At 47.7% G+C, this 22,060-nt stretch carries 19 protein-coding genes and 2 pseudogenes; 13 read left to right on the top strand and 8 right to left on the bottom strand.

Annotated elements, in window-relative coordinates; genetic code table 11:
* The first annotated feature begins 73 nt into the window (after positions 1-73).
* Entirely contained in the window at positions 74-1,327 is a 1,254-nt protein-coding gene (locus tag ACQ5DJ_RS15935) for a CynX/NimT family MFS transporter (RefSeq protein ID WP_429843327.1), read from the top strand.
* Positions 1,328-1,340: 13 nt separating this feature from the next.
* On the opposite strand, the gene ACQ5DJ_RS15930 is transcribed toward ACQ5DJ_RS15935, so the two are convergent.
* The 3 genes from ACQ5DJ_RS15930 to ACQ5DJ_RS15920 form a co-directional block, all read right to left on the bottom strand.
* Positions 1,341-1,865 carry a GNAT family N-acetyltransferase gene (locus ACQ5DJ_RS15930; RefSeq protein WP_429843326.1) on the bottom strand — a complete coding sequence of 175 codons (525 nt, stop codon included), beginning with the start codon at positions 1,863-1,865 and terminating at the stop codon, positions 1,341-1,343.
* 168 nt (positions 1,866-2,033) lie between these two features.
* A complete protein-coding gene (locus tag ACQ5DJ_RS15925; RefSeq protein ID WP_429843325.1) occupies positions 2,034-2,804 on the bottom strand; it encodes a matrixin family metalloprotease in 771 nt (256 codons plus the stop codon).
* Between the two features lie 771 nt (positions 2,805-3,575).
* Positions 3,576-3,773: a hypothetical protein gene (locus ACQ5DJ_RS15920; protein WP_429843324.1), complete on the bottom strand. Its 198-nt coding sequence runs from the start codon at positions 3,771-3,773 to the stop codon at positions 3,576-3,578.
* 371 nt (positions 3,774-4,144) lie between these two features.
* Between ACQ5DJ_RS15920 and ACQ5DJ_RS15915 the strand changes: the two genes are divergently transcribed.
* The 11 genes and pseudogenes from ACQ5DJ_RS15915 to ACQ5DJ_RS15865 all read left to right on the top strand — a co-directional run bounded on the left by ACQ5DJ_RS15915 (position 4,145) and on the right by ACQ5DJ_RS15865 (position 15,885).
* On the top strand, positions 4,145-5,101 hold the full coding sequence (locus ACQ5DJ_RS15915; protein ID WP_429843323.1) for an ROK family protein: 957 nt from the start codon (positions 4,145-4,147) through the stop codon (positions 5,099-5,101).
* A gap of 103 nt (positions 5,102-5,204) precedes the next feature.
* Complete coding sequence (locus ACQ5DJ_RS15910) at positions 5,205-6,269, top strand: Gfo/Idh/MocA family protein (RefSeq protein WP_429843322.1); 1,065 nt, start codon at positions 5,205-5,207, stop codon at positions 6,267-6,269.
* A gap of 72 nt (positions 6,270-6,341) precedes the next feature.
* Positions 6,342-7,928 (top strand): glutathione ABC transporter substrate-binding protein, encoded by a 1,587-nt coding sequence (locus tag ACQ5DJ_RS15905; protein ID WP_429843321.1) that lies wholly within the window; start codon positions 6,342-6,344, stop codon positions 7,926-7,928.
* A gap of 67 nt (positions 7,929-7,995) precedes the next feature.
* Positions 7,996-8,918 (top strand): annotated as a pseudogene (gene nikB / locus ACQ5DJ_RS15900) (nickel ABC transporter permease).
* 19 nt (positions 8,919-8,937) lie between these two features.
* Complete coding sequence (locus tag ACQ5DJ_RS15895) at positions 8,938-9,828, top strand: ABC transporter permease subunit (protein ID WP_429843320.1); 891 nt, start codon at positions 8,938-8,940, stop codon at positions 9,826-9,828.
* Between the two features lie 18 nt (positions 9,829-9,846).
* Positions 9,847-10,839 (top strand): ABC transporter ATP-binding protein, encoded by a 993-nt coding sequence (locus tag ACQ5DJ_RS15890; RefSeq protein WP_429843319.1) that lies wholly within the window; start codon positions 9,847-9,849, stop codon positions 10,837-10,839.
* Positions 10,832-11,794, top strand: coding sequence for an ABC transporter ATP-binding protein (locus ACQ5DJ_RS15885; protein ID WP_429843318.1), 963 nt, complete (start codon positions 10,832-10,834; stop codon positions 11,792-11,794). The genes ACQ5DJ_RS15890 and ACQ5DJ_RS15885 overlap by 8 nt, the downstream gene beginning before the upstream one ends.
* A gap of 22 nt (positions 11,795-11,816) precedes the next feature.
* Entirely contained in the window at positions 11,817-13,019 is a 1,203-nt protein-coding gene (locus ACQ5DJ_RS15880; protein ID WP_429843317.1) for an ROK family transcriptional regulator, read from the top strand.
* A 51-nt stretch (positions 13,020-13,070) separates the two neighbouring features.
* On the top strand, positions 13,071-13,976 hold the full coding sequence (locus ACQ5DJ_RS15875; protein WP_429843316.1) for a Gfo/Idh/MocA family protein: 906 nt from the start codon (positions 13,071-13,073) through the stop codon (positions 13,974-13,976).
* Positions 13,973-14,967 (top strand): annotated as a pseudogene (locus tag ACQ5DJ_RS15870) (Gfo/Idh/MocA family protein). Before ACQ5DJ_RS15875 ends, ACQ5DJ_RS15870 begins: the two are co-directional and overlap by 4 nt.
* A 45-nt stretch (positions 14,968-15,012) precedes the next feature.
* Complete coding sequence (locus ACQ5DJ_RS15865; RefSeq protein WP_429843315.1) at positions 15,013-15,885, top strand: sugar phosphate isomerase/epimerase family protein; 873 nt, start codon at positions 15,013-15,015, stop codon at positions 15,883-15,885.
* Positions 15,886-15,986: 101 nt separating this feature from the next.
* Here the strand turns inward: ACQ5DJ_RS15865 and ACQ5DJ_RS15860 are convergent, their stop codons facing one another.
* On the bottom strand, positions 15,987-16,340 hold the full coding sequence (locus tag ACQ5DJ_RS15860) for a DUF805 domain-containing protein (RefSeq protein ID WP_429843314.1): 354 nt from the start codon (positions 16,338-16,340) through the stop codon (positions 15,987-15,989).
* 205 nt (positions 16,341-16,545) lie between these two features.
* Between ACQ5DJ_RS15860 and speD the strand changes: the two genes are divergently transcribed.
* Entirely contained in the window at positions 16,546-17,355 is an 810-nt protein-coding gene (speD, locus tag ACQ5DJ_RS15855; RefSeq protein WP_429843313.1) for an adenosylmethionine decarboxylase, read from the top strand.
* Between the two features lie 248 nt (positions 17,356-17,603).
* Here the strand turns inward: speD and ACQ5DJ_RS15850 are convergent, their stop codons facing one another.
* The 4 genes from ACQ5DJ_RS15850 to ACQ5DJ_RS15835 form a co-directional block, all read right to left on the bottom strand.
* Positions 17,604-18,560 (bottom strand): hypothetical protein, encoded by a 957-nt coding sequence (locus tag ACQ5DJ_RS15850; protein ID WP_429843312.1) that lies wholly within the window; start codon positions 18,558-18,560, stop codon positions 17,604-17,606.
* Positions 18,446-19,321 carry a hypothetical protein gene (locus ACQ5DJ_RS15845; protein ID WP_429843311.1) on the bottom strand — a complete coding sequence of 292 codons (876 nt, stop codon included), beginning with the start codon at positions 19,319-19,321 and terminating at the stop codon, positions 18,446-18,448. The genes ACQ5DJ_RS15850 and ACQ5DJ_RS15845 overlap by 115 nt, the downstream gene beginning before the upstream one ends.
* Before the next feature lie 178 nt (positions 19,322-19,499).
* Positions 19,500-20,102 (bottom strand): ankyrin repeat domain-containing protein, encoded by a 603-nt coding sequence (locus tag ACQ5DJ_RS15840; protein WP_429843310.1) that lies wholly within the window; start codon positions 20,100-20,102, stop codon positions 19,500-19,502.
* Between the two features lie 289 nt (positions 20,103-20,391).
* Positions 20,392-21,864: an S-layer homology domain-containing protein gene (locus ACQ5DJ_RS15835; protein ID WP_429843309.1), complete on the bottom strand. Its 1,473-nt coding sequence runs from the start codon at positions 21,862-21,864 to the stop codon at positions 20,392-20,394.
* Positions 21,865-22,060: the final 196 nt, after the last annotated feature.

Genomic DNA, 22,060 nt, shown 5'->3' with positions numbered 1-22,060 from the left:
AGTATGTTTTATTAGACAAAAAGCATATTATAATATACTTTTTGTTTCAGCCTCGAATGAAGGAGGGAAAATTATGAGCACTCAAGAGATAAAATCAAAGACAAATGTTACTAGATCAGCAGCTTGGGTGGTTATTGTAGGTATTATATTTATTGCAGTTAATTTACGGGCTCCGTTAACCTCGGTGGGGCCTCTAGTTGGTCTTATTAGGGACGATGTTCATATTTCGAATACGCTGGCAGGTATGATTACCACGTTGCCCCTATTAGCCTTTGCACTTTTTTCTCCTATTGTTCCTAAATTAGGACGAAAGTTTGGAGTAGAAGGAATGATTCTAATTTCCATCATCCTTCTTACTTTTGGGGTTATTTTGCGTTCTGTCTCAGGAATTACTACTTTATATATCGGTACTGCTGTTCTTGGAATTGCAATTTCCGTTTCGAATGTATTGTTGCCTAGCCTTATTAAACGAGAGTTTCCTAGACGAATTGGCTTAATGACTGGTGTATATTCCGTTTCTATGAATCTATTGGGAGCAATAGCATCTGGTATTAGTGTTCCCATTGCAGTTGGGTTAGGAGTTGGATGGCAAGGGGCATTGGGTATATGGGGCATTCTTAGTTTGGCATCCGTATTATTTTGGTTACCTCAAGTGAAACGCCGCAATAGGGAAACAGCCACCGTTCAAAATCAATCGGCGGATAGCAGTGTGAATTTATGGCGTTCCGCATTAGCGTGGCAAGTAACCTTGTTTATGGGACTCCAGTCTATGGTTTTCTATGTACTTATCACATGGCTACCTGAAATCTTAAAACAGCAAGGAACAAGTTCAGATCAATCTGGTTGGTTACTTTCCATGATGCAGTTAGCCTTGCTTCCCTTTACTTTTGTCGTTCCGATTATCGCAGGGCGTATGTCTAGTCAACGTTCATTAGTTACGATTACGACCATTTTGCTTTTAAGTGGAACGCTTGGATTACTTTACGGAAGCGCGAATTTTATTGTTTGGTGGATCATCATGATAGGAATTGGTGGAGGTTTTGCATTTAGTTTATCGATGATGTTTTTTGGCTTACGTACAGAGAATGCTCAACAGGCTGCAGAGCTGTCCGGTATGGCTCAATCAGTTGGATACCTACTTGCTGCAATAGGACCGACCCTTTTCGGATATCTGCATGATGTAACGGATAGCTGGACTGTTCCACTTCTACTTTTGGTTTGTGCGTCCATTTTGCTGTTTGTATTTGGTCTAGGTGCAGCTAGAAATCGTTATATTGGTTCAAAGGCGACGATTCCACCGAGCACACTACCGCCAAAAGCAATGTAAGCAAACCATCCGCTTATCTCTCCAACGAATAAAAACAGTCATTCACCATCGTGCCCGCAATTTCAGTGCTTTCGGGCACGATTTCATCTAGCTTCATTCCGGCTTTCTCCAAAACGCGTCGGGAAACCACATGCTCTTCGGAACAAACAGCCGTAAATTTTTTGAATCCAAAAGTATCTACAGCGAAATCAAATACGCGTCTGATTGCTTCCGTTGCATAGCCCTTGCCTTTAAATCCATCCAGTATGATGAAGCCTACTTCCGCAGTGAGATTTTCCAGGTTACGGGTGCAGATGCTAATCAAGCCAACGTCGTTACCAGAGTCGCTTTCACGTATGATCCAGGTTAGCCAGTGGGTGGATTCGAGGCTCCACGGAGCGAGTTCTTTCTCGAAGTTACGGCGAATATCTTCTTCGCTCATGGTCGCTCCGATATGCTCCATTAGTGTCGGGTTGGAATAGATGGAGCGGATCAGCTCCCAATCGGGTAATGCCACTTTAGTGAGAGTCAGGCGCGTACTGAGAATTTGATTATTCATTGGGATTCTCCTTTGCGAATTGTAAGGAATATTTATAATAGTATACGCTGTTGAATGAGAAGGAAAGGAGTCTATCATCAAGAGTGGGGCTGTTCATCCAAAAAGGCCGTCGACTTTCTCGACAGCCAAAAGAGTTCCTTGCATCGTCTGTTTTTGAGGGCAATAGAGTTATCGAATATAGATGTTTCGAAGCTGATTGATGTCGTTTTGGGTAGGAGCAGTGATTCTCGTTAACCAAGAGTTATTCATAATCGAGTGATCCGACCTATGATTTAGTCGCAGTACATGTCCAATCTCATGAGTAGCCAAAGCTTCTAAATAAGCGGCGTTTCTGTTGCTCACTCTGTTCCATTGAATGACGGTGCCACCGGTAACTCTGGAACCATTCGATTGCCACCAGCCAAATCCATCGTAACCTCTCGCATAACCTTCACCTAAGGTAATGGGAGCATTTTGTGTTGGTGTTAATGAAACAATGCCTGTGTTGTTCCAATTTCGTATAGCATTTTCATAGGCCTGTCTAAGAGCAGGGATATTCGTCGTAATTGTTACCTGATACGAAACGAAGGCATTGTTTTGATCGGTTGTAGGTGGGTTTCCGTTAATAAAAGCAGAGGCAACATAGTACTTCACGCCATTTCTCTCGTAGAAGAACCATCTATTATCAGGGGCATTTGTCCAAAAGTCATTGAGCGAGGTACCTCGGGTCCAACCTGAAAATTGTACACGGGTATTTGGTTGAAGCTTGTCGATGATAGTAGCAGAAGTAGTCGGTCCGGTACGGATATTGACAGGGATCGAAGCGGATACACCACTAAAATCCACGCGATACTCGGATTGATCCTGTGCGTTTGTCGGCATAACAAAATATCCATTTACAAGAGTGACAAGAGTAAAGGTGAGCAATAAGAGTTTACCCAAAATTCTTTCTAACATCATGAGGCTCCTTTCCAAGCAAGAGTTTTCAATTCCATTTCTACTAGTCCATCTCTTTTAAGTAGTTTGAAATTGTTTTTCTAATGGTAAAATACGTATCCATTATTTTCAAGTAAATTACAATATTTTTACAATAATAGAACGTTTTTACCATACTTTCTACTCGTTCATGTCATTGCAATAGTCGTTTTTTACCGAAAATAATCGGGAGGCTTGATCAAAAAGGACGAATGGGGGAATAAAAAAACCTACCCTTTTAATAAAAAGTAGGAGTTGGAGTCCTCAGCCTATGGTCAAAGAGAAAAGGAAAAAAGCTGATGTCGATTGAGTTTCGACGTCAGCTGGTGGATGAGATGTATGCCATGTGCTTAACTATTGAGGATGCGGTTATCCAATGATTCTGATTAGCCTAAAGGCGCTTGATTAGGTTCATTGTTCCCGTTGATCTGATTATGATCCATCCGTCAGGAATAGGCGAGCCTAACATCACCCATATCTCTTGCCCAGAAGAGGAGTTGTTAAGATTTTTAAGCAGGTTCATATTTCCAGAACTTCTGATCACAGCCCATCCAGTTGGAATAGGGGAGCCAAGCATTACCCAAACTTCCTGATTGGAAGAGGCGCTGTTAAGATTTTTAAGCAGGTTCATAGTCCCGGTACTTCTGATCACAACCCATCCGTCAGGCATAGGGGAGCCGAGCATCACCCAAACTTCGTAACCAGCAGGAGCATTGTTTATATCCTTAATCAGGTTCATATTGCCAGAAGATCTGATTACGACCAACCGCTTGGAATAGGGGAGCCGAGCATTACCCAGACTTCCTGACCAAATGCGGCATTTTTGATAATTGCTTTTTCGGAGGTTGGCGCCTTCTCCTGTAGAGGTAGAGCCGTCCCTTGGGCTTGTGCTGCTACACTTGGTACAGCGACAACTGAGCTTAATGTCAGGATGATCAGGGCTTTTTTAAACATGAACATCAACCTTTCATGACAGTGGTAAATGTAGCTCTGAAACGATCATCGAGTAGATGCCAGATGTTGAGGTACTCTATACAGAATAATGAGATGGCTATCATCGCTCCTCCCAAAGCTACCATATATACCATTTTATAGGATATCCATTTCTTTTACTTTAGGAGATATTGTCGAATGGTAGAAAAAGTAGATGACATTTTGTACAAAACACGATTTGTTAAAGGAACGGAAGCGAATCGCTCTTGCATTATTTTCTGAATAGTCTGGACATAAGGGAGGTAGTGTGCTACAAATAAAATGAAGTTGGATTTATAAAGTCATTGGAGAAACTAACGTGAAGCAGCAAGGTGAACGAAGGAGAGACGAGCATGGCAAAAGATGAATATGCGATTGGGCTGGATCTGGGTGGGACTAAAATCTTGGCTGGTTTGGTTGATCGCGCAGGTAGGATAATCGCACAAAAGCAGCTGCCGACCTTAGCGGAAGAGGGAGAAAAGGCAGTGGTCGAAAGGGTACTGTCTGCTACTTATGATGTCCTATCAGCAAGCAACATCGATCCCGAAAAAGTACGCGGCGTAGGAATTGCTTCAGCCGGAGTGATTAACAGCGCGATCGGTGAAGTAGTCTTTGCAAGCAATCTAGGTTGGCGAAATGTCCCGATCGGCGCCTTGATTACGCAAAGGTTCGGACTGCCCGTTCAGCTGTTCAATGATGCGAATGCAGCGGCAATCGCGGAGTGGTTGTGGGGCGCAGGAGCTGGCACGCAAAACATGATCTATGTCACCGTTAGCACAGGCGTAGGGGCGGGAGTGATTAGCGACGGTCGATTGATTTCAGGGCGGGATGGGAGTGCGGGTGAGTTCGGGCATATCTCGATCGATTGGAACGGACCACCATGCCGCTGTGGTAATCGAGGGTGCCTGGAAAACTACGCTTCAGGTACTGCCATTGAAAACGCCGCTCGCCAAAAGCTGGCAACCACATATGAGCCAGTCACGACCAAAGCGATCAGTCAGGCTGCGCTAGCAGGAGATCCTTTCTCCAAGCAACTCATCAAGCAAGCAGGGTTTTACTTAGGAGTCGGAGCAGCCAATCTGATCTACTTGTTTAATCCGGAGGTAATCGTCTTCGGGGGTGGAGTTATGAACGCATCTACCATACTCATGCCGGAAATTGAGAAGAGCATGAGAGAGAGATGCCTCCCTGGATTGGTGCAGGAGGTACGTGTCGTCCTTAGCCAGATTGGAGTGGAAGCTGGAGTGATGGGAGCGGCAGGGGGAGTTTTTGCGTTAGCTCAGCCAGGAGAGAAAACATCGAATTTTTAATCGAAATCTATATTGCAAAAATTAAAACAATTTTGTATCATCTTATTAATTACTCCACTGAAAAAACTAATTAATGATGAGAAGCAAGGAGGAAGACAACATCATGGCAAAAGTGAGAGTTGCGGTGATTGGTGCAGGATCCATTTCAGACATGCACTTGCAATCGTACCAGCAAAATGAACGTACAGAAATTCGCGCTGTCGTCGACTTCAACGAGGAGCGCGCTCGGGAAAAAGCACAGAAGTACGGGGCCGAGACTTATTACAGCAAGCTTAAGGATGTTTTCGCAGATGAACAGGTAGACGCAGTGAGTATTTGTACGTGGAACAACACGCATGCGGATATTGCTATCGCTGCCCTTAGGGCGGGGAAGCACGTGCTTTTGGAAAAGCCTTTAAGTACAACAGTTGAAAGCGCTCTCCTGATAGAAGAAGCCGTCAAAGAGAGTGGCAAGCTGCTCCAGGTGGGCTTTGTGAGAAGATACGATACGAATGCGCAATTGCTCAAGCAGTTCATTGATGCGGGAGAGCTGGGTGAGATTTATTACGCGAAGGCATCGTGTCTGCGCCGTTTGGGCAATCCGGGAGGCTGGTTCGCAGACAAGGACAGATCTGGCGGAGGTCCACTTATCGATCTCGGCGTGCATGTCATTGATCTGTGCTGGTACTTGATGGGCTGCCCAAAAGTAACGACTGTCAGCGGGAATACATACAACAAGCTGGGCAATCGAGGCAACGTCAAAAATCTCTCCTTTTACAAAGCAGCAGACTACGATCCGTCCCAAAACACCGTCGAGGATATGGCTAATGCACTCATTCGTTTTGAAAACGGAGCGTCCCTTTTCGTAGATGTGAGCTATACCCTGCATGCGAAAAAAGACGAGCTGGCCGTCAAGCTGTACGGAGACAAGGGAGGCGCAGAGGTGGAGCCTGAGCTGTCCATCATTGCAGAAAAGCATGACACGATCCTGAATGTCAGCCCGCAGATGGATAAATTATCGTTTGATTTCAAGCGAGGCTTCCAAAATGAGATCGATCACTTCATCGCATGCATCTTGGGTGAAAAAGAAACGCTCAGCCCTGTGCAGGATGGTGTGGAGATGATGAAGATTCTGTGTGGCATTTACGAATCAGCTGCGACCGGAAGAGAAATCATATTTACCCGATAATGGGCAGGCAAGACCAATCCATGGACATCCAGATTTCACCCATAGTGTAGATGAAGACAAGGGGGAAAAGAAATGAAAAAAGCATCGTTTTTGCGAACGGCATCCGTCTTACTTTTTTCAGTGGCTTTACTTTTCGGATGTTCCAGTGGCGGTGGCAGTGGTAGTGGAACGCCGGCAGCTTCCAATGGGGGAACAACGCCGGGAGCGCCGCAAAAGGATCAAATGGTCATCGCCGTAAACGAAAACTTCATTACGATGGACCCGCAAAATACAGGGGATGCACTGTCATCAGGTGTCCAAAGCGCGATGTTTGAAGGGCTTCTGATTTATGACAAGGATTTGAAGCTCATGCCGGGTTTGTCGACTGAATATTCGGTGAATGAAAATGCGACAGAGTATACCTTCAAGCTCCGGCAAAACGTGAAGTTCCATGACGGCACACCATTTAATGCCGAAGCGGTCAAAATCAACTTCGACCGGATGAGTAACAAAGACAACAACCTGAGAGCTTATCGGAACTACAAATACATCAAGTCTACAGAAGTTGTCGATGAGCACACAGTGAAAGTGACGCTGAACCAGCCGTTTTCCGCGATGATCAACAAGTTCACGACTGGAATCATCAGCCCGGCGGCTCTGGAAAAGTACGGCAAAGACATTACCAAAAATCCAGTGGGTACAGGTCCATATAAATTCGTGGAATGGGTACAGGGTGACCATCTGACGGTAGAGCTGAATCCAGATCACTGGAACAAGGGAGCAGCCAAGGTCGGTAAAATCGTCTACAAGCCTGTTCCTGAAAACGGCTCCCGCGTTGCCATGCTGAAGACGGGAGAAGCCGATGTCATCTATCCGTTGCCGGAGCAGCAAGTAGAGACACTGAACGGTGAAGAGGGAGTAAAGGTAGAGCGTACACCTTCCACTATCACCCGCTATGTCTCGATCAATATGCTGAAAAAGCCGTTTGATGATCCGCGCGTTCGCCAAGCTATCAATCATGCAGTGGACAAGGACGCGTTCATTAAAGTCGTGAAATCCGGATACGGCGCACAGCTGGAATCCGTGATGTCCCCAACGATTGCCCACTATGCAAAGCAAGGCGCCTATGAATACAACATCGAAAAAGCGAAGCAGCTTTTGAAAGAAGCGGGCTACGAGAATGGCTTCACAACGGACATCTGGGGCAATACGAACTCGGATACGATGAAGGGCATGCAATTCGTTCAGCAGCAATTGCAAAAGGTCGGCATCACGGTTGAAGTGAAATCGATGGAAGAAGCGACGCTGTCCGATGAAATCTACGGCATCAAGTCGCCAGAAGAAGCAAAAATGAACATGTGGTACGTAAGCTGGTCCTCTGCTGATCCAGACAATGCGATGCGTTCGTTGTTTAGCAGCGAGAATTTCCCGCCTGCGGGAGCGAACACGGCTTTCTACAAAAATGACCTTGTCGACCAAAGCATCAAGGAAGCGACACAATCGTCAGACCAAGACAAGCAAAAGCAGCTGTATGGCGTTGTGCAAGAAAATGTGTTTAAAGATGCACCATGGATTTTCCTCGCAGTCGATGAAATCTTGTACGGAAAACGCGCGAACGTGAACGGTGTTTCTATCACACCGAGTGGCGGCATCTATGTAAGAGAAGCGGCGTTCCAATAATACTTGAAGCAGCGTTCGGGCATTGTCTGCCGCTGGGCGCTGCTTTCCTTTTAGGAGGAACCGTACCATGTTCCGTTATATCGTGAAGAGACTCATCGAGATCATCCCGATTATTTTTGTCGTGTCGTTGCTCATTTTCTTCTTTATCCATCTGGTTCCGGGTGATCCTGTTCGTTTGGCGGCGGGAAAAGAAGCGACCTTGGAAGAGATTGAGCGGGTGCGTCAGGAGCTGGGCTTGGATAAACCATTGCTTACCCAGTACGTCAACTACATGCAAAACCTGCTGACAGGAAATCTAGGACACTCCTTGAAGACGGGGCTTCCCATTAGCGATATGTTTGAAAACCGTTTTTCCGTAACGATGGCATTGACATTTATGAGCCTGGGCTGGGCCTTGGTGCTCGGACTGCTGATTGGGACGATCTCTGCTGTTTTCCGCAATAAATGGCCGGATTACGTGGGGATGCTGACGGCGATTTCCGGTATTTCCTTGCCTGGATTTTGGCTGGGGCTCATTCTCATACAAGTTTTTTCTGTCACGCTGGGCTGGTTTCCTACAGGCGGGGTCGAGAGCTGGAAAAGCTACGTGCTTCCCTCGTTAACTTTAGGAGCAGGAATCATGTCGATGCTGGCCCGTTTTACAAGGTCTCCCTGCTCGAAACATTAAAGGAAGATTTTATCCGAACAGGTCGGGCAAAAGGGTTGAAGGAATCCGTAGTCGTTCGCAAGCACGCGTTGAAAAACTCAATGATTCCGGTCGTGACCATCGCTGGTTTGCAATTCGGCTTTTTGTTGGGCGGATCGGTTGTCGTGGAGACGGTGTTTAGTATTCCGGGTATGGGGCGTCTGTTGATTGATTCCATTGCTTTTCGCGATTATCCGGTCGTACAGGCAGTCATTCTGTTGTTTTCACTGGAGTTCATTCTCGTGAATCTGCTAGTAGACATCTTGTACAAGGCACTGAATCCGAAAATCCGTTATGACAGCTAATGGCAAGGAGGTGACGTAAATGGAGGTAGTAAAAGAAATCGGGCACAACGTTGTAGTCCCCACTGAAAAGAAATCCCGAGCACGCGAGTTTTGGAAGAAGTGGAAAAAGCAAAAGACAGCTTTCTGGGCAGGGTTTTTTATCTTGTTTTTGTTTGTAGTAGCGCTGTTTGGCCCGTGGATCGCCCCGTATGATCCGTACGAGCCGAACTATGATGTGACGTTGCAGACTCCATTCATGGAGCATTGGGCAGGGACAGATGAATACGGACGAGATATTTTGAGCCGCATTATCGTAGGAACGGGAATCTCACTTGGCGTCAGCTTTTCTTCTGTGCTGGTCGGCGCAGTGGTTGGAACGGTATTAGGTTTGATTAGTGGATATTATGGCGGGTGGCTGGATCGCCTCATCATGCGGTGGAGTGACGTCATGTTCGCTTTTCCCGATTTGTTGCTCGCAATCGCCATTGTTGCGATCCTCGGCCCGGGATTAACGAATGTCGTCGTAGCAGTCGCGGTGTTCAGCATTCCATCGTTTGCGCGTTTGATTCGCGGCAATACATTGGCTGCCAAGGAAGCGGTGTTTGTAGAAGCGGCGCGGTCCATGGGGGCAAAAAGCAGCCGGATTATTTTCCGACACGTCTTCCCAGAGACCGTCTCCAGTATGATCGTCTTTTTTTCCATGCGGATCGGTACTTCGATTTTGGCAGCATCCAGTCTCAGCTTTCTCGGTCTGGGGGCCGCGCCCGAGAGTCCCGACTGGGGGGCGATGCTCAGTATGGGGCGTGATTATCTCGCCACTTCTCCTCATGTGGTCATCATTCCCGGGATTGCGATCTTTTTGACCGTGCTGGCGTTCAACCTGGTTGGGGATGGCTTACGCGATATCTTGGACCCGAAAACGAAGAACTAAACGAGGGAGTTGGGGCAGATGAGTGGGAACATCATAGAAGTAAAGCATCTGCAGACGCAATTTACGAGAGACAACCAGAAGACAGTTGTCCTCGACCATGTCAGCTTTCATATAAAAAAAGGCGAGGTGCTTGGACTGGTTGGCGAATCGGGCTGTGGCAAGAGCGTGACCTCCTTGTCGATCATGCGCCTGTTCAAGGACACGACGGGTGAGATTACCAATGGAGAGATTGTTTACAACGGTACGAATTTACTCTCGATTTCGGAGAGTGATATGCGCCGTATTCGCGGAAAAGAAATCTCGATGATTTTTCAAGAACCGATGACCTCGCTCAACCCGGTGATGAAAATCGGAGAGCAATTGATGGAAGCCATTCGTTTGCATCTCGGCTATACCGACCAAAAGGCCCGAGAACAAGCAGTGAGCATGCTGACAAAGGTGGGCATTCCGCGCCCGAGCGAAATTATGGGAGAGTATCCGCATCAACTCTCCGGCGGTATGCGGCAACGGATCATGATTGCGATGGCGATGTCCTGCAATCCCAACCTGTTGATCGCTGATGAGCCAACGACGGCACTCGATGTCACGATTCAAGCACAAATCCTCGATGTCATGAAGCAGCTTCAGGATGAAGAGCATATGTCGATGCTGTTGATCACGCATGATCTCGGTGTCGTGGCAGAGATGTGCAACCGTGTCGTGGTCATGTACGCAGGGCGTGTCGTGGAGGAAGCATCTGTTTACGACTTGTTCGACGAACCCAAGCATCCGTATACCAAAGGCTTGATCGGCTCTGTCCCCAAGATCGGGCAAAAGCGCGCGCGGCTTGATTCGGTTCCGGGCAACGTACCGACACCGAACAATATGCCCAAGGGTTGCAAATTCGCTCCGCGCTGCAAGGATGTCATGCCTGTCTGCTGGGAAAAGGAGCCCGCCATTACGACGGTGGGAGAGGAACGCTCTTGCCGCTGTTGGCTCTACCAAGAGGAAGGTAGGGATGTTCATGTCTAAATCGCTGGTCGTGGTAGACGGTATCAAAAAGACGTTCCCGATTGATAGTGGTCTATTAAGCAGCAAAAAAAGCGTAAAGGCAGTGAATCACGTTTCGTTCGAGATCAAGGAAGGCGAGACGTTCAGTCTGGTCGGAGAGAGTGGCTGCGGCAAGTCGACGACAGGGCGCTTGGTCACACGACTTTTGATGCCAGATGAGGGCAAGGTTTGGATCAATGGTGAAGAAATCTCCAAAATGAATGAAACAAAGCTGCGGGAAGTGCGCAAGCAGGTACAGATGGTTTTTCAGGACCCATACGCCTCACTGAATCCGCGGATGAAAATTCGCGATGTGGTAGCAGAGCCTCTTCTCATTCATAAGAAGCTGTCTGCCCAAGAGCGGGATCGGATTGTCGCCGAAATGCTCGAGGTCGTCGGGCTTTCCAGCTATCATGCGGAGAAATTCGCCCATGAATTCAGCGGAGGGCAACGGCAGCGTATCGGAATCGCTCGTGCCCTGATTTTGAAGCCGAAGCTGATCGTCGCAGATGAGCCAGTCTCAGCTCTCGATGTGTCGATTCAATCGCAAATCTTGAATTTGCTAAAAGATTTGCAGGAAGAATTTCAATTAACCTATTTGTTTATTTCCCACGATTTGAGCGTGGTCGAGCATATTAGCGACAAGATCGGCGTGATGTATTTGGGGAGTCTCGTAGAATCCGGCCCGAAGGAAACGATTTTTTCCAATCCTAGGCATCCGTATACAAAAGCGCTGCTCTCTTCGGTTCCGATTCCTGATCCACGGGCAAAGCGGGAGAGGATTATTTTGCAGGGAGATGTACCGAGCCCAGTGAATCCGCCGTCAGGGTGTCTGTTTCATACGCGCTGTCCGTTCGTGATGGACATATGCAAGACGACATCACCTGCATTAAGGGAAGCGGCAGATCGAGATCATTTTGTCGCTTGCCATTTGTGATTTGAAAAAAAGGGATGGTTACATGCGTAGGACGGGTGATTTAAAGCTGATCCAGGAACTGAATCGCTCCATCATATTAGATACGATCCGTCATTACGGGCCCATTTCCCGGAGTGAAATAGCGAAGCGGAACAAACTGAGTCCTACTACCGTGACCTCGGCTGTCAGTGAGTTGATTCGTGACTCGTTTGTATGCGAGGTGGGAACAGGAGAGTCAAATGGCGGACGAAAACCGATATTGGTCCAGTTTTCTCCAGATAGTCGCTTTCTGATCGGCATTTCGATCTCGGGCTCGAAGATTACGATTGCCGAGATGAATTTGGAAGCCGCGGTCAAACGAAAGGAAGCTCACTCGATCAAGCAGTACCAAGGGGATAGCGTCCTCGCTTATTTGCTGGACATCATTGAGCAATTTTTGCGTGGAGCCGCGAGTCTAGAGACATGTATGGGAATCTCGATTGTCACTCAAGGCATCGTGGACTCGGTCCATGGGGTGATTCGCTATAATCCGAAGCTCCGCTTGCAGAACGCCCCTGTGAAAGAAATGATCGAGCAGCGTTTCCAGTTGAAAACCTGGCTGGATAACGACACGAACGCGTATTTACTCGCCGAGAAGACTATCGGGGATTTCAGTCATTATCAAAACATGCTGTACGTCACGATTGGGGATGGATTGGGAGCCAGTATTTTGATGAACGGTTCCATCTATAGGGGCTTTAAAGGCGGGGCCGGTGAGTTCGGTCATACCACGATTGATCGGGCAGGTGTGCGGTGCGACTGCGGAAATGTAGGCTGTCTAGAAAATTACGTGAGCTGGCCAACGATTTACTCCAAGCTGGTCTCCTCGCTTGCGAAAGGAAAGACGAGCCGCATCTCGGATTTGGTGGAGCAGGATGTTGGCCGGATTACTCCTGCGGTGTTTCGTCAGGCATTAGCAGAGCAGGACCCGCTTGCGGTCAGCATTTTGGAGGAAACCGCTTCTTATTTGGCTTCGGGGCTGGTCAATCTGATTCATTTGTTCAATCCGGAAGTCATGATTCTGGGCGGCGAGATTGCCTTCGAAAATGAGCTGTTGATCGCTAAAGTAAAAGACTACGTGGGGGAATACGCGCATGGAATCCTGACGGAGGAATTGGAGATTCGGCCGAATTCGTTGGGTGAAAATGTAGAGGTCGCTGGAGCTGCCGCTGTTTTATTGCAGGATACGTTTCAGTTTTCGCTATAAAAGGGTTGTGTCAAGCAGTCCACAAAGCTCGAGGAGAGGGGGAGCGGGATCATGGTAAAAGTGGTGGTCGCAGGGGAAGCGGGAACAAGCGTCAAAGAGTCACAGGCTTGGCTTCGGATCAAAGAGGCAGAGCTTGTAGGTGTGGCAGACAGCTTGTCCTCTTTGCGCGAAATTTTGCAGGGAACAGAAGTGGATATCGTGGATATTGGCTCGGTTACGGACAGCGCTGCCCCATGGGTGACGCTTGCTGCCCAGACGGGAAAGCATATTTTATGCGCAAACGGTTCTGCCCTAGGGCGTGAAGGAATCAGTTTGTGCGATCAGTATGAGATCGTGCTGCAATTCGCAAATACGCTGCGTTTCGCCCCAGAATACGAGCAAGCGTACGAACAAATAAAGAAAGGGGCCATCGGAAAAGCAGGCGTCATTCGCTTGCGAAGAGGTGCTCCTGCATCGGCTGAAAATGTAGGGAAATGCATTTTTCAAGCGCTTGGAATGCGTGAATTCGATTGGCTGCGCTGGACGTTCGGCGAGATTGAGCGCGTGATGGCACGAGAGGTTAAGCGCACGAATGAGTCAGGACAGATCGTCCATTATGCACTGGTCATGCTCCGAATGGCAAGTGGGGCAATTGCGCATGTAGAGCTATCTTGGGCGGAGGGGGCAGAACATGCTTCCTTTGAGCTTACCGGTGATCAAGGAATGCTTGCGCATGATAGTCGGGAAAGCACCCCCATTCGCTGGAGTCGGGGAGAGGAGTTTCTTTCGACAGCATTCCCAGGGATGGACCTGATGCAGCGACAGCGGGAGCATTTCATTCGCTGTGTACAGAAACAGGAAGTGCCACGTCTGCATTCTCGTGATCTGCTGGTGGCTCTCGATATCGCTTCAGCAGCGAGAGAATCGGTCCAGACGGGACAACCTGTAAAGCTCATGCACGGAGGTGATGAGGGATGAAGGTAGGAATCATCAGCTTCGCCCATATGCATGCGCATAGCTACGTTTCTTGTTTGCAAAAGCACCCGGATGCGCAGCTGATAGCAGTTTGGGATGATAACCCGCGCCGTGGAGAGAAAATGGCGGCTGCCTACCAGCTCGATTTTTACGAAGATCTGCAAGCCTTTTTGCTGTCCGGAATCGACGCGGTCATTATTTGCTCGGAAAATGCCAAGCACAAGGAGCACGTGATTGCCGCAGCGCGAGCGAAAAAGCACATTCTGTGCGAGAAACCAATAGCCACTGAGATTGCGGATGCATGTGAAATGATTCAGGTTTGCAAAGAGGAAGGTGTCATGCTCCAGGTTGCTATCCTGTCCGTTTTGCACCCGTGATGGAAAACGTCAAACAGATCGTTCAATCAGGTGCTCTCGGAGCCATTCTCGCCATCGATGGCACGAACCACGGACAAATGCCAGGTGGTTGGTTCATTGAGAAAGAGCTGTCTGGTGGCGGGGCAGCGACGGATCACATCGTCCATCTGATGGACCTCGTACGCTGGATGCTCCAAGACGAAGTAAAAAGCGCCTACGCTGAGTTGGACACGCGCTTTTACGAGATTGAGGTAGAGGATTGTGGCTTGGTTTCCGTAGAAATGGAGTCTGGCGTGATCGTCGGAATTGATCCGAGCTGGTCGCGGCCGAAAACGTTCCCGACGTGGGGAGATGTGACGATGCGGATTGTCGGCACCAAAGGCACGTTGGACGTCGATGTGTTCAAGCAACACGCGCTCTATTACAATGACCGCGATTCGAACCTACAACATTTACCTTGGGGTGTGGATATGGATGAGCGGCTTATCGGCGATTTTGTGCAAAATGTCATGGAAGGCCGACCTCCGTCAATTACAGGAGAAGATGGACTGCGGACACTCGAAGTGGTGAAGGCAGCCTATGAATCCCATCGTCTCAAGCAAGTAGTGACTATCAACAAGGTGCATTTCTCATCATGATGAGCAGTTGCCTTTCTATACAATAAATCAAATGAGGTGGAACTGATGAAAATTGGGTTGAGCACTTACAGTCTGCTGACAGCAATCCGAGCTGGGGAAATGGATGTACTGGATGTCGTGCAATGGATCGCCGATAACGGCGGAGAGCACATGGAAATCGTGCCGTACGGTTTTACGCTGGTCGATAACGACGAATTGGCAGACGCTGTTCGGGATAAGGCAAAAGCGGTAGGGATTGAGCTGTCCAACTACTCGATGCCGACCAACTTTATTCAACCAGACGAAGAAGCCTTCGAAGCAGAAGTCGCACGTGTAAAAACACATGTCGATTTGCTGCACCGCATGGGTATCAAGCATATGCGTCACGATGTGTCCGCTTTTACTGTTCCCGTAGAGGAGACGACGATCGAGTACTTCGAAAAGCATTTGGCTGAGATGGTCGAGGGAAGTCGCCGAATCGCTGATTATGCCGCACAATTCGGAATAACGACGACAATTGAGAATCACGGCTGGCTGGTGCAGGCAAGCGATCGCGTACAGCGTGTCTTGCACGAGGTCAACCGTCCGAATTTCAAAACGACGCTGGATATCGGAAACTTCATGTGCGCAGACGAGGCTTCGCTGGTCGGTGTGCAAAAAAATCTGCCTTACGCTTCGCTCGTGCATTTCAAAGATTTCTACTTCCGGCCTTCCTACCATGATCCAGGCGCTGGCAAATGGTTCAAGACCGTCAATGGCAACTTCCTGCGTGGAGCGATAGTCGGCCAAGGCGACATCAACATCCGTGAGGTCGTCAAGCTGGTTAAGCAGTCCGGCTATGATGGCTATATCACGGTCGAGTTCGAAGGCATGGAGGATTGCCGCGAAGGCTCCAAGATTGGGATGGACAACCTGCGACGTTTTTGGGACGAGGCGTAAAACGGTAGAGGAAAAACGGCATTTGGGGAGACCTGAATTGCCGTTATTTCTTTAGGCGAAATATAAAAACCTCTCCCTTATGGGGAGAGGTGATGGAGACATTAGAAGGATTGCGAAGTTTTTGGATTCGCACCGTATTTGTTGTCTCCTTGGCTGTCTTGGCACAAGAAAACGAGCAAAATAATTGCACCGATTAAAGGAATAAACGAGAGAAGGATCCACCAACCGCTTCTTCCAGTATCGTGCAATCGGCGTGCAGTTACGCTCAAACTAGGCAGTAAAACAGCCAATGAATAGATCATACCCAAAATAGATCCTGTACCAATTAAGTAGTCTACGAGAGCAATTACCATAGATACGATGATGTTGAACAAAGTGAACATCCAATATTCTTGACGTCTAGCTCTTCCTTCAAATGCAACGTATTTCTTCAATACACTTGTATACCAATGCATGATAATTTCCCCCTTTCTTCTAAATTTTGACACACTTTGATATTTTATCACTAAACCCAGGGGAATAGAACCATATTCTGTCAAGTTTCTCTGATGCTATTGAATCATTTTTAAGTAGGACAAAAGTAATGGGTATTTATGAACGAAGTGGAGGAAAAAGTAAGAGCAAACGAGTTTGGGATGCTACTACAGGGGGAAATGACGCTTGGAACAAAAAACAGAACAAAACGTTACGCTGCATGGCTTCAACAATTTGACCAAGTCACTCAGCTTCAACATGTACGACATTTGCTACACGAAAACAAAAGCGGAACGGGAAGCGTATATCGAATACATAGATGAACAATACAATGCAGAACGATTGACAAATATCCTGAAAAACGTGTCGGATATTATCGGCGCACACATACTGAATGTCGCGCAACAAGATTATGTACCACAAGGTGCGAGCGTCACTGTTCTTGTATCTGAGGGGCCAGTCGTAGAAGTCCCTACTGAATCTTATGAGGAATCCCCCGGACCTTTGCCTGAAAATGTGGTGCTGCAATTGGACAAGAGCCATATTACAGTGCATACGTACCCCGAATACCATCCAACGGAAGGCATCAGCACATTCCGGGCAGATATCGACGTATCGACTTGTGGCGAGATTTCTCCGCTCAAAGCACTCAATTATTTAATTCGTTCGTTTGATACAGACTTGATGACAATTGATTACAAGGTGCGCGGTTTTACCCGCGATATACATGGATACAAGCTGTTTATCGATCACGACATCAGTTCGATCCAAAATTATATTCCCGAGGAAATTAAGGAATTGTTCCACATGATTGATGTCAATGTGTACCAAGATAACATTTTCCATACCAAATGCAAGCGCAGGCAATTTGATCTGAACAATTATTTATTCGGATACACGAAGGATAAGCTGACACCGGAGGAGCAGGAGGATATTACGAAGCAATTGCAAATAGAGATGGACGAGATTTACTATGGGAAAAATATCGTGAATTAATAGCTGTAGTGGGGGAAAGAAGCTTGTTGTGCTTTCTAAAAGTGAAATACTCCATGCAGATTACACAAGATGCTGAAACAAAAGATCATCTCCCTCAAAAAACTTCCAGACATAACTACCAAAAAGATCTAATCCCCCGAAATAATCCACTGCTGTTCGAAAGTCATGTCACATGTTTGGAAGGAGACCGCCCGAACGAAGAGAGGATACAGGCGACTGGAAAACATGTGGCATGGCTTCTACCGACCTCAACAGGTGGAGGTCTTCGTTCTTTTCTCTTCTCGAAAGGTTGGGTTCAGATAGTAGGCCCGAATCTCCTCCAGCGTTTTTCTAGCAGGCTGCACGAATTCCCGGTCCCAATCTTCCGGAGGGGAATCCAGCGAGATGCCCTTTTCCTGCAAGGTTCGAAACAGCTCCTTATCCGCTTGCGTAGGTATCCACCACGTGTAGACGGGATTCGTTTTGCCATTGAGAAACGATTCGAACATAAATTTCACATAGGTAGCTGTAGAGAGTTCGCCGTAATTGACGTCGAATTCAGGCTCGGGTGCCGGATAATCCTCTGGATAGCGGAACGGGCCAAAGTGAATAGAAATACCGAGAAAGCCGACAGGTGGAATGTTGTTTCCATACCCCGGAAGGGAGAACGGCAGATCGGCTGCGAAGTGCAGGCGAATCATGACGGAGTTGATGAATTGCCGTTCGAAGAAACTTTCTTTTTGCCAAATGCCGAGTTCTCGTGAAAGAGTATCCCAGTGAATAATGGACGTATTGTGCGCGAGCCAGAAGGAGGACGACATCTGTTCAAACGTTTTGTAAAATTCCTCGTCGTGATTATGGAATGGATCGATCATGTCGAACAGGCTGAAGCACCCGTGTTTTCTCCTCCATTTTTGCGCGATGGTCAGAAAATCAATCAATCGTTGGATTCGCAGCTCCGGGCTGCTTTCATTATTGGCAAACAGATATGTAGCTTCTATCAAATCGGCAGTGAAGTTGCCGTTAACAAAATCCCAGTAATTGATTTCACCAGCTTCTACGCGTTCTTCATTAATCCGCTTCGTATCCGTTTCCCATCGCGCGAATGTGGTCACATCAATGCCAAAATAAAGCTCAGGCAAGAGGTCGCCCAAAATATGGAACCGATAAGGGCTGGACTGCTGGAACCAAGTTTTGATGAAGTCCAAGCGAGAAGAGGGAGACACGACTGCGGCCCGCTCCACATAGCACGTTTTGGCAACGGTTGACTCGAATTCTTCAACGGATGAGCGATCGCCACGAAAGGGGCTGCTGAGATCAGGAAATCCACCCCGTCTTCGTCGTTGTCGTATTGCACAATGATGTGCTGGAAGGTTGCCTCAGCCAAGGGAGATAACACGAGCTGATTCCAACGGTGTGCGGTTGTATCGTCAATGGCGCCGATGACGACGACGGGTTTGTCTGATTCCCCACGAAAAGAAACAGAGGCACCATTTTGGACGAAGATCTTGTTTTGGCAACGTACGTTGATGGAGGTACCTGCTTCAAAGCTGATTGAAGTGCCAGCAGCTATGATGACATCTTCTGGTCCGATCATGTACGGACCATTTTCTGCTGTAAATTCCTCCGATTGATGGATGATCCCTGATAGGCGTTTGTACTTATCCACGTGCAGTTGATAGATGTGCTGAGGGTCTGGATCAGGCCCAATCGTCAGCTGCACGTAATAAAGACCATCTTCCTCTGGAAAAAATGGAAGGATGATGGGGGCGTTCGGACTATATTCAGCTTCTGTGAGTTTTGTTCGATGGATGTCATAGATTCTGATGGTAGTCAAAGGATGCGTCAGGTTACTCATATGGATTTCAATAGCGTCTGTAGATGCAAGAAAGAGCTTGTACATCTCCACCTTGGCTTCAAGGTTAGGAGAAGCTTTTCGGATGCGTTTGTCCGTTTCCAGAATAGATGTATACGAGCTGACGGTCATGTAAAACAGGCTCCAATCAAAATGATATAGGCATAATGGAATAGTCCACTAGTAATTGACGCCTGAAAATAGAAAAAGTTTTGAGTTTAGTAGGGTCTTTTGGTCTAGAAAATAAGAAAAAGGATAGGGGTCAGATGATTTCTGACGATCCTATCCTTCTTTATATGGGAGAAGTTCTTTATTTACCGCCCGCCTGCGTGAGCAATTCAATCATTTCTTTGTAGCCATGCTTCTTCGCATGCCCGAGAGGCGTTACGCCATCGTGATCAGCAAGATTCACATCGGCTTTGTGCTCAATCAGGAGCTTCACGATTTCCTGATGCTTCTTGCCACCATCACCCAAAATCACTGCTTCTAAGAGCGCGGTCCAGCCCAATCTGTTGACGTGATCAATGTTGACATCAGAGGTGATGAGCAGTTCCTTGACGATCGCGACATGTCCACGATCAGCCGCAGGAATCAAGGCCGTTCCGCCAAAACGGTTCGTAATGGTCGTGTCGGCACCTGCTGCTATCGAGGCTTTTACGAATGTGAGCTGGCCTGCTGCGCTTGCGAAGAGCAGGGGATTGTCTAAGTTGTTGTCTCGGATGTTGATGTTGGCTCCGCGTTCAACCAACAAGTTGAAAATGTCGAGTTGAGCAGTGTGGACCGCGATCATCGCAGAGGTGCGGCCTCTACTATCAGTTGCGTCAATATCCGCACCTTCTGCAAGCAGCCTCTCAATCGCTGCTTTGTCTCCTTGACTGGTTGCTGTCAATAAGGCTTGATTCAGCTTATCCATTTCAACTTTCACCGCCTGGGTTGCTTGCTGCTCGCCATAAGACCAATACGCAGTATAGCGAGCCCACACCTTTCTTTTGATTTGGATACACGCATCACACAAAAGAGGTAGTTCATAAAGTCATCTTTTGATCACGAAGTAGTTTTGAGAGCAATCTCGGCATCGAAAGTAACGCTCACCTTCGAAGTCCGGTGCTCATGTAGGTTCCCTACACTCCGCTCCTCCTTCTTCAGGTTCTCGTTACTTTCTCGGTGCTGAAAAGCCGACTTTTTGAACACTCACGCAAAGACTATTCCACTGTCAGCTCAGCAGAAGATTTACCAGCCCAATCGCCGACAGGTGTTATCGTGTATGTGGTACCTGCTTTCAGTTTACCATCCTGCTGGATGTCAAACACACCTGTGGTACCTTTGCGGCTGGAATATTTGTACGTCGCCAGCAGTTTTTCTCCGTCTGCACTAGTGAGCTCTACGCTGCGTCCGGAGAACAGCTCGTCTCCCGGGTCCTCTGTAAGGGTAACGGTGATAGAAGTTTCACTAGCTGCTTTGGCTTCGCTGATTTCGAGCGGAGCGATTTCTTTTGCGACGAAGGTAGGATTCACGATATTCGCCCAGTCAGACGTAATGGTATACGAAACGCCCGGAGTCAGGACTTGGCCTTCTGGGAGACGGAATTTAATTTCCTGCTTGCCGTCTGTTGATTGTGTGAAAGGCACGTATTTCGCTACGATTGGTTGTCCGCCTTCCGGTGTAATGGTCACTTGTCTTGCTTGCATGGAAGGAATGATTTGATACGTTTTGCCGTCTGCGCTGTTGCTTTGATCCAGCACCAATGCATTTGCTCCGCGTCCGCCGCTGTAGGCAGAGATGATGTATCCGTAATCAAGGACACCATTTTCACGCAGGGACTCAACTTCAAAAGTGTCGTTCGTTACTTGTCGTACTTCCGTCATATCGATCTTGGTTGCGTTGCCTTGGAATGTGCCCGCCTTTTTCCCTTTGTAAGTCAGCTCGTAGGTGGTTCCTGGTTTTTGAACCGAGGTCGGCACGATGTAAGTATTGGTAGAACCCGTTTTCAGGCGTGGCATGTTGGTCAGTGTCAGACCTTCGCTAAAGACAAAGTCTTCTTTTGCTTTTGCAAATGCTTCGTTTTCTGCGGTCAACGGAGCGTCGAAGGTCACAATTAACGTGATTTCGTTCAAGGCTTGTACGTTCGTGATGCTTGCTTTGTCAGAAGGCATCGCCTGACGAGCCGTATTCAACAAATAAGCAGCTTCGCCACGAGTAGCGGTGCTGTCTGCCGAGAAGAAGCGTTCTGCCCAGTAGGTAACGGACTTCGCATCGCGCTTGAGCGCTTTTGCAACGACTTGAGTGAGCTCAGCATCCGTCACAGTTCCACGCGGATCGAACTTGCCATCTTTTGCTTGCATAATATCAAGAGATACCAGGTCAACCGCGTATTTGTAGAACCAATCATTTGTTTTCACATCCGTGAAGGTTACGGATTTATCTGTTTTGCCGCCTTGCAAACCAAATGTGTGCGAGACCATTTTTGCCAGTTCAGCGCGCGTAACTTGATTGTGAGCGTTGGAGTTGCTTTGCATCACTTGCAGCTTGGCGAGCTCACTAACTGCTTTTTGAATATCTTGTGCACTCAGGGGAGTGGAAGCTGCTTGCACGTTCAGTACAGCGTAAGGAAGGGATGCAGTACCCAAAACAGTGGCGAGCATCATGATTGCGATTTTATTGGAAAACTTTCTCATCGTTTGGTCCTCCTTTAGAGTCGGTTGTTGCTTGATTACCTGTAGGATAGACGAGAGACCTAAACTGCCAAGAAACAGGAGATTAATAGAATCTAAAAAAGTTCTTAAAAAAAGATAAAAAACCCCAGCGTTGACGTGGCGCCACAGGGACTGACCCCCGTCCGTAGGACAGGTATCAAAACACCATTGCGAATTA

The sequence above is a fragment of the Brevibacillus sp. FIR094 genome (genome assembly GCF_050477165.1).
Taxonomy (GTDB): domain Bacteria; phylum Bacillota; class Bacilli; order Brevibacillales; family Brevibacillaceae; genus Brevibacillus.
This window is presented reverse-complemented; position numbering and strand designations above follow the sequence as displayed.

Bases quoted from the DNA above. Each gene is read 5' to 3' on its own strand.
- ACQ5DJ_RS15865 (WP_429843315.1), top strand. From the start codon at position 15,013: ATGAAAATTGGGTTGAGCACTTACAGTCTGCTGACAGCAATCCGAGCT.
- ACQ5DJ_RS15875 (WP_429843316.1), top strand. From the start codon at position 13,071: ATGGTAAAAGTGGTGGTCGCAGGGGAAGCGGGAACAAGCGTCAAAGAG.
- ACQ5DJ_RS15910 (WP_429843322.1), top strand. From the start codon at position 5,205: ATGGCAAAAGTGAGAGTTGCGGTGATTGGTGCAGGATCCATTTCAGAC.
- ACQ5DJ_RS15840 (WP_429843310.1), bottom strand. From the start codon at position 20,102: ATGGATAAGCTGAATCAAGCCTTATTGACAGCAACCAGTCAAGGAGAC.
- ACQ5DJ_RS15915 (WP_429843323.1), top strand. From the start codon at position 4,145: ATGGCAAAAGATGAATATGCGATTGGGCTGGATCTGGGTGGGACTAAA.
- ACQ5DJ_RS15835 (WP_429843309.1), bottom strand. From the start codon at position 21,864: ATGAGAAAGTTTTCCAATAAAATCGCAATCATGATGCTCGCCACTGTT.
- ACQ5DJ_RS15935 (WP_429843327.1), top strand. From the start codon at position 74: ATGAGCACTCAAGAGATAAAATCAAAGACAAATGTTACTAGATCAGCA.
- ACQ5DJ_RS15930 (WP_429843326.1), bottom strand. From the start codon at position 1,865: ATGAATAATCAAATTCTCAGTACGCGCCTGACTCTCACTAAAGTGGCA.
- ACQ5DJ_RS15895 (WP_429843320.1), top strand. From the start codon at position 8,938: ATGGAGGTAGTAAAAGAAATCGGGCACAACGTTGTAGTCCCCACTGAA.
- ACQ5DJ_RS15920 (WP_429843324.1), bottom strand. From the start codon at position 3,773: ATGTTTAAAAAAGCCCTGATCATCCTGACATTAAGCTCAGTTGTCGCT.
- ACQ5DJ_RS15845 (WP_429843311.1), bottom strand. From the start codon at position 19,321: ATGACCGTCAGCTCGTATACATCTATTCTGGAAACGGACAAACGCATC.
- ACQ5DJ_RS15925 (WP_429843325.1), bottom strand. From the start codon at position 2,804: ATGATGTTAGAAAGAATTTTGGGTAAACTCTTATTGCTCACCTTTACT.
- ACQ5DJ_RS15880 (WP_429843317.1), top strand. From the start codon at position 11,817: ATGCGTAGGACGGGTGATTTAAAGCTGATCCAGGAACTGAATCGCTCC.
- ACQ5DJ_RS15905 (WP_429843321.1), top strand. From the start codon at position 6,342: ATGAAAAAAGCATCGTTTTTGCGAACGGCATCCGTCTTACTTTTTTCA.
- ACQ5DJ_RS15885 (WP_429843318.1), top strand. From the start codon at position 10,832: ATGTCTAAATCGCTGGTCGTGGTAGACGGTATCAAAAAGACGTTCCCG.
- ACQ5DJ_RS15860 (WP_429843314.1), bottom strand. From the start codon at position 16,340: ATGCATTGGTATACAAGTGTATTGAAGAAATACGTTGCATTTGAAGGA.
- ACQ5DJ_RS15890 (WP_429843319.1), top strand. From the start codon at position 9,847: ATGAGTGGGAACATCATAGAAGTAAAGCATCTGCAGACGCAATTTACG.